At 64.1% G+C, this 14,225-nt stretch carries 11 protein-coding genes; 5 read left to right on the forward strand and 6 right to left on the reverse strand.

Translation table 11 applies throughout. The features are described from left to right. The 3 genes from LB310_RS15165 to LB310_RS15175 form a co-directional block, all read left to right on the forward strand. On the forward strand, positions 1 to 209 hold a 209-nt coding region (locus tag LB310_RS15165), incomplete at its 5' end, for a carboxypeptidase-like regulatory domain-containing protein (protein WP_301155333.1). 222 nt (positions 210 to 431) lie between these two features. Next, complete coding sequence (locus tag LB310_RS15170; RefSeq protein WP_301155334.1) at positions 432 to 1,865, forward strand: SLC13 family permease; 1,434 nt, start codon at positions 432 to 434, stop codon at positions 1,863 to 1,865. 127 nt (positions 1,866 to 1,992) lie between these two features. Next, complete coding sequence (locus tag LB310_RS15175) at positions 1,993 to 3,252, forward strand: CynX/NimT family MFS transporter (RefSeq protein ID WP_301155335.1); 1,260 nt, start codon at positions 1,993 to 1,995, stop codon at positions 3,250 to 3,252. 77 nt (positions 3,253 to 3,329) lie between these two features. Here LB310_RS15175 and uvsE read toward each other — a convergent pair whose 3' ends face one another. The 5 genes from uvsE to LB310_RS15200 all read right to left on the reverse strand — a co-directional run bounded on the left by uvsE (position 3,330) and on the right by LB310_RS15200 (position 10,221). Continuing rightward, a complete protein-coding gene (gene uvsE / locus LB310_RS15180) occupies positions 3,330 to 4,631 on the reverse strand; it encodes a UV DNA damage repair endonuclease UvsE (RefSeq protein ID WP_301155336.1) in 1,302 nt (433 codons plus the stop codon). Positions 4,632 to 5,094: 463 nt separating this feature from the next. Next, the gene (locus tag LB310_RS15185) at positions 5,095 to 6,279 is read right to left on the reverse strand and encodes a CynX/NimT family MFS transporter (protein WP_301155337.1); all 1,185 of its coding nucleotides are present in this window, start codon (positions 6,277 to 6,279) and stop codon (positions 5,095 to 5,097) included. 140 nt (positions 6,280 to 6,419) lie between these two features. Continuing rightward, a complete protein-coding gene (locus tag LB310_RS15190) occupies positions 6,420 to 6,881 on the reverse strand; it encodes a VOC family protein (RefSeq protein ID WP_301155338.1) in 462 nt (153 codons plus the stop codon). A 93-nt stretch (positions 6,882 to 6,974) separates the two neighbouring features. Continuing rightward, a complete protein-coding gene (locus LB310_RS15195) occupies positions 6,975 to 7,721 on the reverse strand; it encodes a 4Fe-4S dicluster domain-containing protein (protein ID WP_301155339.1) in 747 nt (248 codons plus the stop codon). 1 nt (position 7,722) lies between these two features. Beyond that, a complete protein-coding gene (locus LB310_RS15200) occupies positions 7,723 to 10,221 on the reverse strand; it encodes a molybdopterin-dependent oxidoreductase (protein WP_301155340.1) in 2,499 nt (832 codons plus the stop codon). Between the two features lie 336 nt (positions 10,222 to 10,557). On the opposite strand from LB310_RS15200, the gene LB310_RS15205 reads away from it, so the two are divergent. Then, a complete protein-coding gene (locus LB310_RS15205; RefSeq protein ID WP_301155341.1) occupies positions 10,558 to 11,730 on the forward strand; it encodes a winged helix-turn-helix transcriptional regulator in 1,173 nt (390 codons plus the stop codon). 117 nt (positions 11,731 to 11,847) lie between these two features. Here the strand turns inward: LB310_RS15205 and LB310_RS15210 are convergent, their stop codons facing one another. Beyond that, complete coding sequence (locus LB310_RS15210) at positions 11,848 to 12,114, reverse strand: hypothetical protein (protein WP_301155342.1); 267 nt, start codon at positions 12,112 to 12,114, stop codon at positions 11,848 to 11,850. 371 nt (positions 12,115 to 12,485) lie between these two features. On the opposite strand from LB310_RS15210, the gene LB310_RS15215 reads away from it, so the two are divergent. Further along, positions 12,486 to 13,799, forward strand: a complete 1,314-nt coding sequence (locus LB310_RS15215) for an IS30 family transposase (RefSeq protein ID WP_301155343.1) — start codon at positions 12,486 to 12,488, stop codon at positions 13,797 to 13,799. Positions 13,800 to 14,225 lie beyond the last annotated feature (426 nt).

Below are 14,225 nucleotides of genomic sequence, written 5' to 3' on the forward strand. Positions count from 1 at the left end.
GCGCGAGGGTCACGGCCGAGAACCTGGCCACGGGCGAGGTGCTGGCGGCCGAGGCCGACGAGTTCGGCGACTTCTGGTTCCACCAGGTGGGCGCCGCCGAGTGGCGCGTGTACGCGGAGGCCGAGGGCTACCTCACCCGCGTGCTGGAGGCCTCGACGGCCGCCGAGGACCGCAACATGGGCCCGGTCGAGCTGTACCGGGCAGAGTAGCCGACGAACCAGGGGCCAGCCGACTGCGGCCGGTCCCTGGAAGAAGAGCCTGGGAACGGCGGCCCGCCCTTGGCGGGGCCGCCGCCCGCGGGGGCTCGCATGCGCGACGTTGGCGGATGCGAGCCCGATATAACACGACGCGGCCGCGCTCGGGGGAAGGAGGCGGGAGGCGCGGCTTCTACAGGGGATCTGCCACGTTCTTTCTTTAAGGAGGAGAGACAAATGGCACAAGAAGCGTTAACGAAGTTCTTCAGCAAAGAGGGGTTCCTGAACAAGAGGGGATTGGGCATCGTCATAGCCGTGGCCATCCTCGTGGTAGCATCGTTCGTGCCCGAGTCGCCCGACCTGTCCCACCAGGGCATCATGGCCATCGCATCGCTCTTGTTCGCCGTGTCGCTGTGGGTATGCGGCTCGTTCTCCGTGGGCGTGACGGGCATTCTGGCCCTCGTCATAGCCGTGGTCATGGGCGCGACCGACTACAAGGCCGTGTTCAGCGGGTTCGGCGTGTCGGTGGTGTTCTACGTCATCGCCATCTTCGCGCTGCCGGCGCTGCTGCTCAAGACGCAGTGGGGCGTGCGCCTCGTGGCCAAGCTGTTCAAGCTGACGGGGGAGAGCTCCGAGAAGCTCATCCTCGCGTTCATGATCGGCACGTGCCTCATCTCCACCATCATGTCCGACGTGCCCGCCGCGGTGCTGTTCATGGGCATTTCCTACGTCGTGCTCAAGGCGGCCGGCGCCCAGCCCGGCAAGTCGCGGCTCGGCAAGTGCATGATGATCGCCATCCCCATCGCGGCCGTCATCGGCGGCGTGGTCACGCCGGCCGGCAGCTCGTTCAACATGGTGGCCATGGGCGTGCTCACCGGCGCCACCGGCCAGACCATCAGCTTCCTGAACTGGATCATCGTGGGCCTGCCCATCGCCATCCTGTGCATCCCGCTGTGCTGGTTCTCCATCGTGAAGATCCTCAAGCCCGAGCAGCTCGACTCGAGCGCCTACGACAGCCTGCGCCAAGCGGCCGAGGACGCCGGCAAGCCCACGGGCTTCGAGGTGCGCGCGCTCGTCATGATCCTCGCGCTGCCCGTGCTGTGGATCCTCGGCACGTGGGTTCCGCTGCTGAACGTCACGACCGTGGCCATCATCGGCCTGGCCATCATGATGTTCCCCGGCCTGAACCTGCTCACGTGGGACGAGTTCAGCAAGCAGGTGCCCTGGACCATCATCCTCATGATGGGCTCGGTGCTCTCCCTCGGCAACATCTTCAGCGCCTCGGGCGCCGACAAGTTCGTCACGAACCTGTTCATGAGCAGCGGCGTGGCCGACCTGAACTTCACGGTGTTCCTGCTGATCACCGTTGCGTTCATCTACCTGCTGCACACCATCGCCCCGGTGGGCGCGGCCATCATCAGCCTGTTTTTGCCCATCCTCATCGGCATCTGCACGACGCTCGGCGTCTCCCCGGCCATCCCCACGATGCTGCTCGCCTTCATCGTGGCCGGCAACTTCCTCTTGCCGGTGAACCCGACGCTCATCGTCACGTACGGCGAGGGGTACTACACGTTCGGCGACATGTTCAAGGCCGGCGTGATCCCCGCCATCATCTTCTGCGTGTGCATGGTGCTCTGGGTGCCGTTCATCTGCGGCATGCTGGGACTGTAGGACTTCCCACCGCGTTTGGCGCCAGCCACCTCGGCGCCGCACTATGGGCTCCCCGGCGAGATCCGGGGAGCCTTTTTCAACTACGACGATCCGCGGGGCGCATCCCCTGCGGCGAAGGGAGTATTTCGTGGATACCAGCGCTCGTCCTCGCTCCACGTACCAGAACCACGTGCTCGTGTCGGTGCTGCTCGTGCTGGCAGGCATCGCCGTGGCGCTCGGGCAGTTCAAGGTGCCCTCCATCATGCCGGCCATCATGGAGCAGTTCGATATGGACGTGGGCTCCGCCTCCATGCTCATGTCGGTGTTCACGCTGGCGGGCATCTTCCTGTCTCTTCCCACGGGCTTCCTGGCGCGGCGCTTCGGCGCCAAGAACATGATGGTGGCCGCCGTCGTCGTCATGGTGATCGGCACGGCTGTGGGGACGCTGGCTACCTCAGCCGCCGTCCTCGTGCTGTCGCGGGCCGTCGAAGGCGTGGCGCTCGTGTTCTGCGGCGTGAGCGCACCGCTTGCCATCAGGGCCTACGTTGCACCCGAAAAGGTGGGCTTCGCGAGCGGCATCTGGGCGCTGTGGTTCTCGCTCGGGTCGTTCGTCGGCGGGGTGCTCACGCCGACCGTGTTCGGGGCGATCGGTTTCCAGGGAACATGGTGCGTCATGGCAGGCATCGCGCTCGTGGCGGGCGGGCTCATGCTGCTGTTCGTGCGACCGGTTGGCGGAGGGCGCTTCCTCGAGAGCGTCCTGCGGCCGCAAGATGGCGCGCCTCGCGAGAAGATGAGCATGAAAGGCCTGTTCAGCCGTAACGTGTTGCTGGTACTCGGCGGGTTCCTCATGTTCAACATGGTGCTCATCTCGTTCTTGTCTTTCAGCCCGACGTTTTTGCAGGGCGAGGGCATGGACGCGACGCTCGCCGGGTTCGCCAGCACGCTGCCCATGCTCGTCGCGGTGGCCAGCTCGCCGCTGTTCGGCGTGCTGGCTGACAAGACCGGCCGGCTCAAGGCGCTTATGGTGGCATCCATGCTGGTCATGGGTCCCTGCGCGTTCGCGCTGCTCACCACGGCCGGCCCCGCCCTCTGGGCGGCCGCGCTCGTCATGGGCATGGTGGGGCTCGGCGCCCCCACGATGTTCCTGATCGTGTACCCGTCGGTGGTGGAGAACAAGGATGCCATGCCTATCGCCATGGGATTCCTCGTGCTCACGCAGAGCCTGGGCCAGTTCCTCGGCTCTTCCCTCGTACCCGCGGTGCTCGGCGCCGGGGGATGGGCCGCCGCCGGCGCCTTCGCGCTCGTCCTGGGCCTCGTGGGCACGGGGCTGCTCGCGCTCGTGCGGCTGGAGGCGCCTGCGAAGGATGCCGTCGCCCACGGCGAGGACGCCGCGAGCACGGCCGTCTAGGAACAGGCGAGAAGGGCTGTCGGATAGCCCGTATCAGAGTTGCTCTAACACGGGCTATCGTCTTCTGCAGGCGCCGCTCAGAGATCGAAATAATACGAATGCAGCAGGTACCCCTGCCCGTAGCGGGCGGCCAGCTTCTCCAGCCGCCGCTTCACCGCGCCGAGGTCCGCCTGCCCGTGCTCGTAGCGTTCCATGAGCTGCGCGAACGACGCGCGCTCGCGGGCGGTGGCGAGCCCCGACACGTAGCCCCACACGTGCTGCGCCGCGTTGCGCCCGCCGCCCCGTGTGGGCTGAAGGGCGAGGGCGCCGTCGACCAGGCGGTAGAACTCCTGCACCGGATAGGCATCCTTGTCCTTCAGCAGGTTCCTCACCTGCTGGTACGTCGCCTGGTCGCGCTCGAGCACGCTGTACTTGCACGTCGCCCACGCCCGTTCGAGCGCTGCCGCCGTGCCGTGCTCGTCGAGGACGTTCAGGCACTTCAACGCCGACGCGTTCTTGTCCTTCACCTCCAGCATCACGTCGGGCGCCCGCCCTTCGAGCGACGCGGAGAAAGCAAGGAACCCGTCAAGGCCTATCGTGTCGGTGTGGCTGCCGTGCCTTCTGCCCGGCGCCTGCTGCGCGTAGTGCACCTTCTGCGGTCCGTCCTGCGGCCCCCAGGTACGCGCCGCCGCATCGAGGAGCTCGAGCTCTCCCCGGCCGCCAGGGTCGTGGTTCAGCCGATGGTGGAGCACGTCGAACACCATCGGGATACCGCAGGCCGCGCTCGCCGCCAGCGCGTCCTCGGCCGTGAACAGGCGGTCGTCGTTCTCGACGACCAGCCGTCGTCGCACGCCCGCATCCAGTTCGCGGCAGTGTGCGACGAAGCGCCTCAAGGCGGTTTTCTTGTCGCCGTAGGCGCCGCCCACGTGCAGGACGACCTTGGCCTCGGCGCCGGTGCCCAGCGCGTCGAGGAAGGCCGCGTGGTAGGCCAGGTCCGCCACGGCGCGGCGCACGACATCGTCGTCGGGGGAGTTCAGCACCGTGTACTGCCCCGGGTGCATGCTGAGGCGCACCCTGTTCTCGGCGGCCAGCTCCCCGATGGCCGCGAGCCGTTCCCCGAACGCATGCGCCCAGTCCAGGCGGTTCGCCGGGCTCGCCCCGAACGGGATGACGTCCGAGCCTATGCGGAAGAGCCGGATGCCGTTGGCTCCGCAGTAGCGGACGACCGCCTCCAGCGCCGACAAATTGGCGCCGATGGCCTCTGCCAGCCGCTCGCCGCTCGCGTTCCGCATGACCAGGGAGCGCATGCGCCCCTCGGGAAGCCCGAGCGTCTTCGATGCGTACCCTATGTTCATGGCATCGCCTGCCTTTCCGCGCCTCGCCGTCCATGCGGCCAGCATAGGCGCTCGCGGCAGGGACCCGCCGTTTCCGTTGCAGAACCGACATGCACGGCCCTTCCCACTACGTTAGAGTAACTCTAAGTCGCGTTGCTGGCGGCCCGAGGGCAAGAAGGAAAGGGGCGGTTCCGGTGCGATTGCGCCGCTTAGGCCTTCGGGACGTTGGGGGCCTTCGGGGCCGAGGGGGAGGCAGGCGGCTTCGGGGCAGCCGGGGCTGCGGGAACCGGCTTCTCTCCCTTCAAATAGGGGACAAGATCGCATCGGCAGTGCGGGCACCTCTTCAAGGCGATGCCGCTTAGCACTTGGATATCCTGGCCGCACTCGGGGCATTTGCTCGAGCTTGCGTCTGCCGACGCATCGGCTGGTCTGAAGCACATGGCTACCACTCCTTTTCGAGCCCTACCCGGGCACCGCCGCGCTTTGCGGACGGCGCCCGGCCTTGAACGTTGGCTTTCCGTTGCCGTCCCTACCTGAACTTGCACAGGGCAAGCGCTGCGGTGCCGGCGAAGCCGATCACGCACATCACGATGCCGGTGAGCATCCACGAGGATACGTCGGGCCCGAGCAGCAGGGGGACCAGCCAGGTGCCCAGGAACTGGCCGAGGCTCTGCACCAGCATGAGCACGCCCATGCCGATGGACATGAGCTCCGGGCGGCCCAGAACGTTGATGTACGACGTCAGGCACATGACCGGTCCGCCCAAGCCCACGAGGCCCATGACGATGGCGCCGACCCACATCAGAGGGCCGGTCTGGGTGAGCAGGAGCAGCGTGCAGGGTCCCATGACGAGCATTGCGGCCAGGTACAGCGGCTTGCAGCGGCCCAGCTTGTCGGACAAGGCGCCGAACAGTGGGGACGATATGACGGCGAGCAGCATGGGAAGCGTGCTGATGAAGCCGGACAGCGTCGGGTCGACGCCCTGCTGCTGCATGAAGGTGGGGCCGAAGCTCAGCACGGCCATCAGCGTCATGTTGAAGACGAGGAAGGCGGCGAAGAACAGCAGGATGTTCGGCTTCACGAGCTCGCCGTAACCCACCTTCCCCTCCGTGGGAGCGTCCGCGGCCCCCTCGAGCGCCTCGCTGGGGTTCTTGACGATCACGGCGACCACGATGGCGAACACCACGGCCGCGGCGGCATAGATCACCCACACGCCCACGAAACCGGTTGAAGCGTACAGCGTGGGGGTCAGCACGCCGCCGACCACCGAGCCGAGGCAGACCCAGAGCGCCCAGATGCCCGTCGCGGAGCCGATCTTGTCGGGGGCGACGTACTTCTGCACGGCCAGGGGGCCGCAGATGGTCACGAAGATGAACGCCACGCCCTCGATGGCGCGGGAGACGATGAGAACCATGCCGTTGCCCGCGAAGGCGCCCAGCAACGAGCCGGCTGCGATGATCGCGGCAGCGGCGAGCAGCATGGTCTTCGGGCCGAACCTCTTCGCGAGCGCGCCCGTGGGAAGCGCCAGGATAATGCCCACGAACGTGAAGATGGACATGAGCCATGAAGCGGAGTTCGCATCCATGCCCATGTTCGCCATGATGTCGCCCATGACGACGGGAACCTTGAACTGGATCGTTGCGATAGCCGTTCCGAACAGGAGCATGACGACGGCGATCAGCGCCCAGTTCCCGTATTTCTTGCTGGTGCTCATAAGGCACCTCCTCCTTTGGTGTTTCGCATGCACGAACCCAGGCCCTTCGCTAAAAAGGCGATACCTTCGGCATTTTTTCGTCTCCTCGTTGCGAAAAGCCTGGAAACGAGAGCGGGTTGGACCTTTGCTGCCCTTTCGGCCTACAGTGCCCTTAGGTTATCCTGCACGGCTTCGAAACGCTCCCCTCCGGGGCCGCGGAAGAACATGATCTTAAGCTGCGCACCCCCTTCGCCGCAGACGGCGAAGACGTCGGCGGCGTCGCCTGCCAGGGGACGGTCGAACTCCAAGGGCGGGTCGAACGGGCCCGCCTCGACGGCGACGCCCTTCTCGCCCAGATGCGCGACGAAGCCGTCCATGTCGTCCACGCGCAGCGCCACGTGGTTAAGGCAGTTCGCGGCGGCCTCGCACGTGCGCTTGTCCCCGCATTCCAGCAGCTCGAAGACAAGATCCCCCCTCATGGCCCATGCCATCTTGAGCGGCTTGTCGCCCTCCAAAGCGTCCGACCTGAACAGCAGCCTGCAGCCGAGCACGTCCTCGTAGAACGTTATGGACTCCTCGATATCGCGGCAGTAGATCCCTGCATGATGAAAGACCGATTCCATGGGTTCCCCCTATCGCATGCATTCGGCAAGAGGCGGGATGCGCGGCGCATGAGTTCCGGTCGCCGTGCATCCCGCGATGATGGCTCGCTGACGCTATCCCTGGTCGCTCGACGTGGCGGCCATGACCTCGGCCACGGTGGCGTTCTTCATGCGCAGCTCGCGGATGCACATGACGTCGGCGCCGAACTCCGTGACGCTGACGCAGTCGCCCGCGTACACGTCGTCGGTGGCGGTGCGGCGCTTGGTGAGCTGGACGGCCTTTTCCGCATCGTAGGGAACGAGCTGCTCCTTGGGCGGGTTCGCCTTGGCGACCCAGTTGGGCATGGTCAGCTCGGGGTCGGGCATGGTCTCTATCTGGCGCACGTCGCCGTACTTCTCCACCAGCTCGTCGATGGGGCCGAAGTCCAGGGCGCGCATCGGGCAGGAGGCCACGCACAGGGGCAGCTGGCCCTTCTCCAAGCGGTCGATGCACAGGGTGCATTTGCTCATCTTGGTGCCGGGCTCGTCGCTCGCGAACTTCGGCGCACCGTAGGGGCAGGCCTGGAAGCAGTTGCGGTCGCCCTGGCACTTGTCCTGGTCAACCAGCACGGCCCCGTACTTTTCCTCCTTGAAGATCGCATCATGCTCGCAGGCGCCAACGCACACGGGGTTGTCGCAATGCCCGCAGCTGAAGGCCAGGATGCCGATGGACGTGAGCGGGAACGCGTTTTTCTCCCACATGTAGACGCTCATCCACTTCTCGGGGCCGGGGGCGATGTCGTACCAGTCCTTGCAGGCCACCGAGCAGGCCTTGCAGCCGTAGCAGCGTCCCTGGTCGAAGAAGAATCCGTACTGGGCCATGTTATTCTCCCACCTTCCTGATCTCCACGAGGCCGGCCGTCAGCAGCGCGCCCACCACGTGCGGCAGGTGCGTGTCGCCTATGAGGAGGTTGCAGTTGCCGGCTTCGTCGATGCCGTAGGGCATGAGCTTGGACTTCCTGACGTTGTCGAACTTGGACCATTCGCCATGCCCGATGGACACGGTGCCGGGCAGCAGCTTCGACGAGACGTACGCGGTGATCTCCACCTCGCCGAACTGGTTGTACACCAGCACGCGGTCGCCCGTCTTGATGCCGCGGTCGGCGGCGTCGGCGGGGGACATGCGCACCATATGCTCGTAGCAGTCGCCCTTGAGCCAGGGATTCTGGTCGTTGGACGAGTGCTGGCGGTACGTGGACACCGGCGTGACCATGGACAGCGGGAAGTTCTTCGTCCACGGGTGGTAGTAGCTGTCGTTCGCGGGCAGGTCCTGGTAGGTGGGCTGCCAGCGCGGGTAGGCGTCCATCTGCCCGCCGTAGCGGGTCTTCGTCAGGTCGTTGCCCTTCACGAAGGAGCTCTCGAACTCTATCTTGCCGGACGGCGTCTTGAAGGGGGAGCGGCCCCATTCGACCGTGTTCTTGAAGGGGTAGAACCACTCGCCGGGCTCGCCGGGAACGCGGACGATGGGCAGCTTCTGGAACTCCTCCCACGAGGGCGGCTCGACCTCGTAGTAGCCCAGAAGGCCGTTCTCGTCCTCGGCCCACTTCTCGTAGGCCGGCTTGTAGATGCGCTCGATGATCTGCTCGTCCCAGTCGCGCCAGTCGGTCACGTCGAGCATCTTCGGGCAGTACTTGTCGGCGAAGCCGAGGCGGCGGGCCAGCTCCATCCAGACCCAGTCCTTCGAACGGACCTCGCCGGGGGGGTTCACGCCCTTGCCGGCGAACAGGAAGTAGTTCATCATGCCGGACGGCGAGTTCCAGAAGCGGTTGATGCCGAAGAAGTGCATGTCCGTGGACTCGAACTGGATGACGGGGGAGGGCAGCACGATGTCGAGGAACTCGATGGAGGGCTGGTCGTGGAAGTACTGCCAACCCCAGGAGAACTCCATGTCCGCGAAGCCCTGCATGCGCTTGGACACATGATGCTGGTTGTTGATGTAGTTGTTCGGGATGATGGCCATCTTCAGGTTCGGCAGCGGGCTGTCGGCCGGGCAGCCGATGCGGCGGCGGAACTCGTCCTCGGTGATCTCGCCGGCAGCGTAGAGCTTCTGGCAGTGCATGACCTCGGTCACCTTGTTGTTGTTATTGGTGATGGGGTTCACCACGTCGCCCTTGATCTGGCCGGTGTCGGGCACGGGCGCGAAGAGGCGGGGCTGGGTCACCAGGTTGGCACCGCCGCCCTCGCAGCCGCCGGGAATGGACAGGTTGCCGGTCATGGCCTGCAGGAGCATGGCCACGGCGGCGGCGTAGTCGCCCAGGTTGCGCTTGGACACGCCGTACATCTGCTGCAGGTGGACGGGCTTCATGGACGCGTAGTAGCGGGCGAAGGCCCCGATGGTCTCGGCCGGGATGCCCGTGATCGGCTCGGCCCATTCAGGAGTGTGAGCAACGCCGTCCACCTCGCCGACGACGTACTTGCGCCACTCCTCGAAGCCATCGGGCTCCACCCACTGCGCCACGTACTCGTGGTCGTAGAGGTCCTCGGTGTAGAGCACGTAGGCCACCGCCAGGCCGAACGCCGTGTCGGTTCCGGGGCGGATGGGTATCCACTGGGCGCCCAGGGCCTCGGCGCTCACGTTGTACACCGGGTCGATCAGGATGAACTTGCAGCCGCGCTCCTGGGCCAGCTTCATGTAGTAGGGCACATGTCCGAACCAGGACACCATGGGATCGAAGCCCCACAGCACCACGAGCTTGGAGTTCAGCAGATCGGGAGCCTCGAAGCCGGGGAATGCGTCGGACGTTCCCTTGATGAGGCAGTCGGTGAGGCGCACGCCCAGATGGAAGTCCTCAGCGGCAGCGCTGCCGGAGGTCGAGTGGTCGCCCCAGCCGGTGATGGTGCCCGGCATGTAGGAGGCGAACGGGAAGTCGGAGCTCTCGAACGCCACGTAGTAGCAGTAGTACAGCCAGGGATGGTCGGGGTTCTCCTCGGCCATCTGCTTCATCTTGCCCGCGATGGTGTCGAGCGCCTCGTCCCAGGAGATGCGCTCGAAACGACCCTTGCCGGAGCCTTTCCCGCCCACGCGCTTCATGGGGTACAGCAGGCGGTTCTCCGAGTAGAGCTCCTGGCGCCACGCATGGCCCATGGGGCAGGCGCGAGCCTGGAGCATGCCGGTCTGGACGGCGTTCTCGTCGTCGTCCTCGCGGGCGACGCCCGGGTTCACCGAGTCGTCGGGCTCGATGGCGACGATTTTGTCATCCTTAACGCTGCACTTGATCAGGCAGGTGGCATCCCAACAGCCGTTGTTGTGGCAGGTGGTGTAGAAGTAATCGACCCCCTCGTGACGCTCGCCTAGTTTCTCGACTACCGATTCCCTTGACATCGTGCCCCCTTTCGCATTGCTGCTCGCTCGAAAGAACGCGCTCGCGCCCGTTGGCGCAACCCGCTTGCCTCTAGGCTAGTGAGCGCGGGAGGGGGTTCGCAAGGTAGTTTCTGCTTTTAGAATATCCGGGAGTATCGCATGGCCCGAATTTTGCGGATTCCCGCCATTGCGAAGGATGGAGCGTCCCTGAATGGCCAGGTGCTAAAATGAACGGAGAATTCTCGGAATACGGCGCGCCAGTCGGAAAGGTCGGCGGACGCGAAAGCCGTTCGCCAGCGCGGGGGCGAGAACGGGTGATTTCCGGCCGGGAGCTTTCAGGGGAAGGACAGGGGTGAGATGGGATACTCCGGCTACTCTTATTCGGCCTTGACTCAGGCAGAGTTCTACAAGGCGGAGGCCGAGCTGATACGGTTCGGCGAACGGCTCGCGCATAGCCCCAGCGCGAAGTACATGCAGGACACGCTGCTGGCCATCGATGCCATCTTCGCCATCCGCATGTCGCATGACATGACGCTTCCGGCCGTTCCCCTGATCACCGCGTTCGATCTGTCGAACTGGAAGTACCGTGGCGATGCCGAGCAGGGCATACGCACGCAGAGGCCGGAGTTTCGGTTCCCCGACAACTGCCTGAACGCCGCCCTGCAGGCTATTCACTATATGCAGGCCATAGAGTGGGCTTCTGCTGTGAGCAGGCAGGACGCCGCCATCACCATGGAAACCGTTCTGCACCTTCACGAGATCCTCTTGAGCGGGAAGACGGGCGACAACCGCTACCATGGTTTCAGGAGCAACTTCCTGCCGCACAAGAAAGGATCCGACCCCACCGCCATCCCTTTGGAGGTCAGCGACCTCTGCGCTTTCGCGAGCAGCGAGGCGTACTCGCCGCTCGGGCAAGCGTCCATCATCCATTGGGCTTTCGAGAGGATCGTTCCGTTCGACACGATGATCGACCGGACGGGGCTGATCCTGGCCTTCATGCCCATGTTCAGACGCGGCCTTTTCGCGAACGGCTACATGGCGCCCATATGCTGGGGCGCCTCCATCGGGAGGGAATACCGTCGGAAGCTGAAGGACTCCTCCCGCGTCGACCGCTCGCCGGGAAAGGGGGAGGACCTAAGGGAGCACTGGGCGGTCTACAATGCGCAGAACACGTACCTGTCGGTGGTCGTGGCGGACTCGTTCTTGGCCGAAGCGGAGAAGCTGAGCGCGAGGTGGAGGTCGCAGAACCTGCGCATACCGGCCCATTCGGCACTGGACAAGCTGCTGGACCTGCTTTTGGGAAACCCCGGGCTCTCCACCATACGCGCCGCCGAGCTGATCGGGAAGAGCTACGGCGCCACCAACGAGGCCATCAGGCAGCTGGCTCGGGCGGGGATCGTCCGGGAAGTGGCGGTCGACGGCAGGGAGCGCATCTTCGTGTGCGGGCAGTCTGCCGCCATGATCACGGATTTCGTGGAAAGCCTGGTCAAGAAGGGCGACGAGGCGGAATCGAGCGGGGTGCGCTGCTAGGTGTGCGGCTTTGCACATGCATTGCCGCCGAGCTGGGCTGGGGCGGCATGTCTTGCCGCGCGCAGGATAGTCGCGATGCTGCGGCTCTCCTGCGCGCCTTCTTTCTATGACTGAGGCCTACTTCGCGGCTTCCGCGGTGGTATCGCTGTGGAAGTTGGAGAAGCCGCCGACGGCGTTTGCCACGAACCTGCCCTCGCCCTTGGAGAAGAACACCTGCGCCGCTACGAGATCCTTCAGACTGACCCCGATCTGCGCCATGGCCTCCTTCTGGCTCATCCCCGCCTCGATGAAGACGTTGAGTTCCTCCGCCTTCTTCGGTGATTCCAGAGCCATGAACTCCTCGCGATTCATAAGGTACCTCCCCGAAAGATCGTCGACTGCCACCCTGTAGGCCCATTATAGGAAGGGGAGGGGCGTTCCCTAAGAACGTTTCCGTTCAGCGCGTTGGCAGAAACGTTTGCTCGTTGGAACCTGACGGCGAATACACACGGCGCTTATATGAGCAAAACGGCTCCTACGCGCACTGAACAAGGACTAGACTGGTTCAGCCACGCAATGGGAGCGCTTTTCATTCTGCGGCTTGCATCCACGCTCGATCAGAATCATAAATCCCCTTAATTGCTATCTGAGATGCGCCGGGCGTGCATTTAGTCCTGCATCCACATCCTTAGCACTCTCGACAGGATGTTGTCCCACCGCTACTTCGTCTGTATCCTCCTCCCATAGCTTTCCGGGCAGGGAAGGAGGTGAGCAGCATGCCCAAGAAAGAGAGGGGGCACCTGACCCAGGGCGACAGGATTTTCATCGAGGAGCGGCTCAGGGATTCGACGAGCATCCCTGACATCGCGAGTAAGCTGGGGGTCGAGCCGTCAACGGTGAGGCAAGAGATCCAGAGGAACGCCGTGAAGGAGAGCCCCTCGTTCCTCGTGGTGGAGACTAGGAACATCTGCCTGAGGAAGGACGCCTGCAAGCTGTCGGCGATCTGCGGCAACGGGTGCATCATGCCGTGCAGGACGTGCAAGAAAAGCCTCTGCAACCAAGTGTGCCCGGAGTTCAAGCGAACCTTTGCCCGTGGCTCACGAAACCGCCCTACGTCTGCAACGACTGCAGGAAACGCTACGGCATGGGGGTGCGGCTACGAGTACCGCTTCTACGACGGCAAGCTGGCGCACGAGACGGCCATGAAACGCAAGACCGAGCCGAGGGCCGGCATCGACTGCACCAGGGAGCAGCTCGTGGAGATGGCCGACTTCGTCCGGCCGATGCTGAAGAAGGGGCAAAGCCCCGAGCATATCTGGTCGAACCACAAAGAGAAGCTGCCCATCTCCCTGAGGACGTTCTACAACTACGTAGAGATGGGCGTCTTCGACAGCATCGTGAACCTGGACCTCCCAAAGAAGGTCGTGTTCAAGGTCCGCAAGGAGAAAGACGCCCTGCCCGTGCCCAGGCACGATCTGGAGGGGAGGACCTACGAGGACTTCCAGAAGCTGCCTCCCGAGGAGCAGATGAACGCGGTGGAGATGGACTGCGTGGTGTCGGCGAAGGGGTGCGACAAGGCGATCCTCACGCTGCTGTTCCGCCGCTTCAGCTTCCAGCTCATGCTCTACCTGCAGGCGAAGAACCAAGCAGAGGTCGCGAAGGCCCTGGACATGGTGGAAGGGCTGATCGGGCCGAGGGCGTTCAAGAAGTGGTTCGGGACCATCCTGACCGATCACGGCTCGGAGTTCCTCGATTTCCTCGCGCTCGAGAAATCCTGCAAAGGGAAGGGGAAGCGCTGCCGCGTGTACTACTGCGACCCGATGGAATCGGGGCAGAAAGGCCGCTGCGAGAAGAACCACGTGGAGCTGCGCAAAATCCTGCCGAAGGGCACTTCGTTCCAGAACCTGACGGCGCGCAAGCTGGCCGTGGTTTGCTCGCATGTGAACTCGTACGGCAGGCCCGTGGTGGGCGGCGCCTCGCCGTACCAGCTGACCAGCCAAGTGCTCCCGGAAGACCTGTTCGTCGGGCTGGGAATCGGGCGCATAGCACCCGAGGATGTGGTCATGAAGCCAGGACTCGTGGCTTTGTAGGAGCGCGCAGGAACATACAAGTAGATGCCCGGAAGGCGAGACAACCCCATAGCGAGACTTAACACATGCGATCCCTGCGGCATAGCTGGTGCAATAAGTCTTGCAATCGAATCAACAGGGGCATCTACCAGCACGCATGCCGTCTACAAGGCGCATACAAAGGGTGGCTTAACCGATAAAGTTGCAAGACTAACCGCACCCACGAAACACGCTACAAAGGATATAATTGCAGCACTTAAAGCCCTTCTCCGCAATCCACACACAGATACGTGCAATACAGATTGCAATTAACCCGATCACCGACCACGTAAATTGAATTCTCGTAGGTAAAAACTTCACCTCCAGTCTTGCATAAATCATGTAAATGCGGATTCCGAACCGTGGCCATGGCCGTTTGTGCTTTTCCTTCTTCCCGTAGGCGAAGGA

Source organism: Gordonibacter sp. RACS_AR49 (assembly GCF_030418435.1).
GTDB lineage: Bacteria > Actinomycetota > Coriobacteriia > Coriobacteriales > Eggerthellaceae > Gordonibacter > Gordonibacter urolithinfaciens.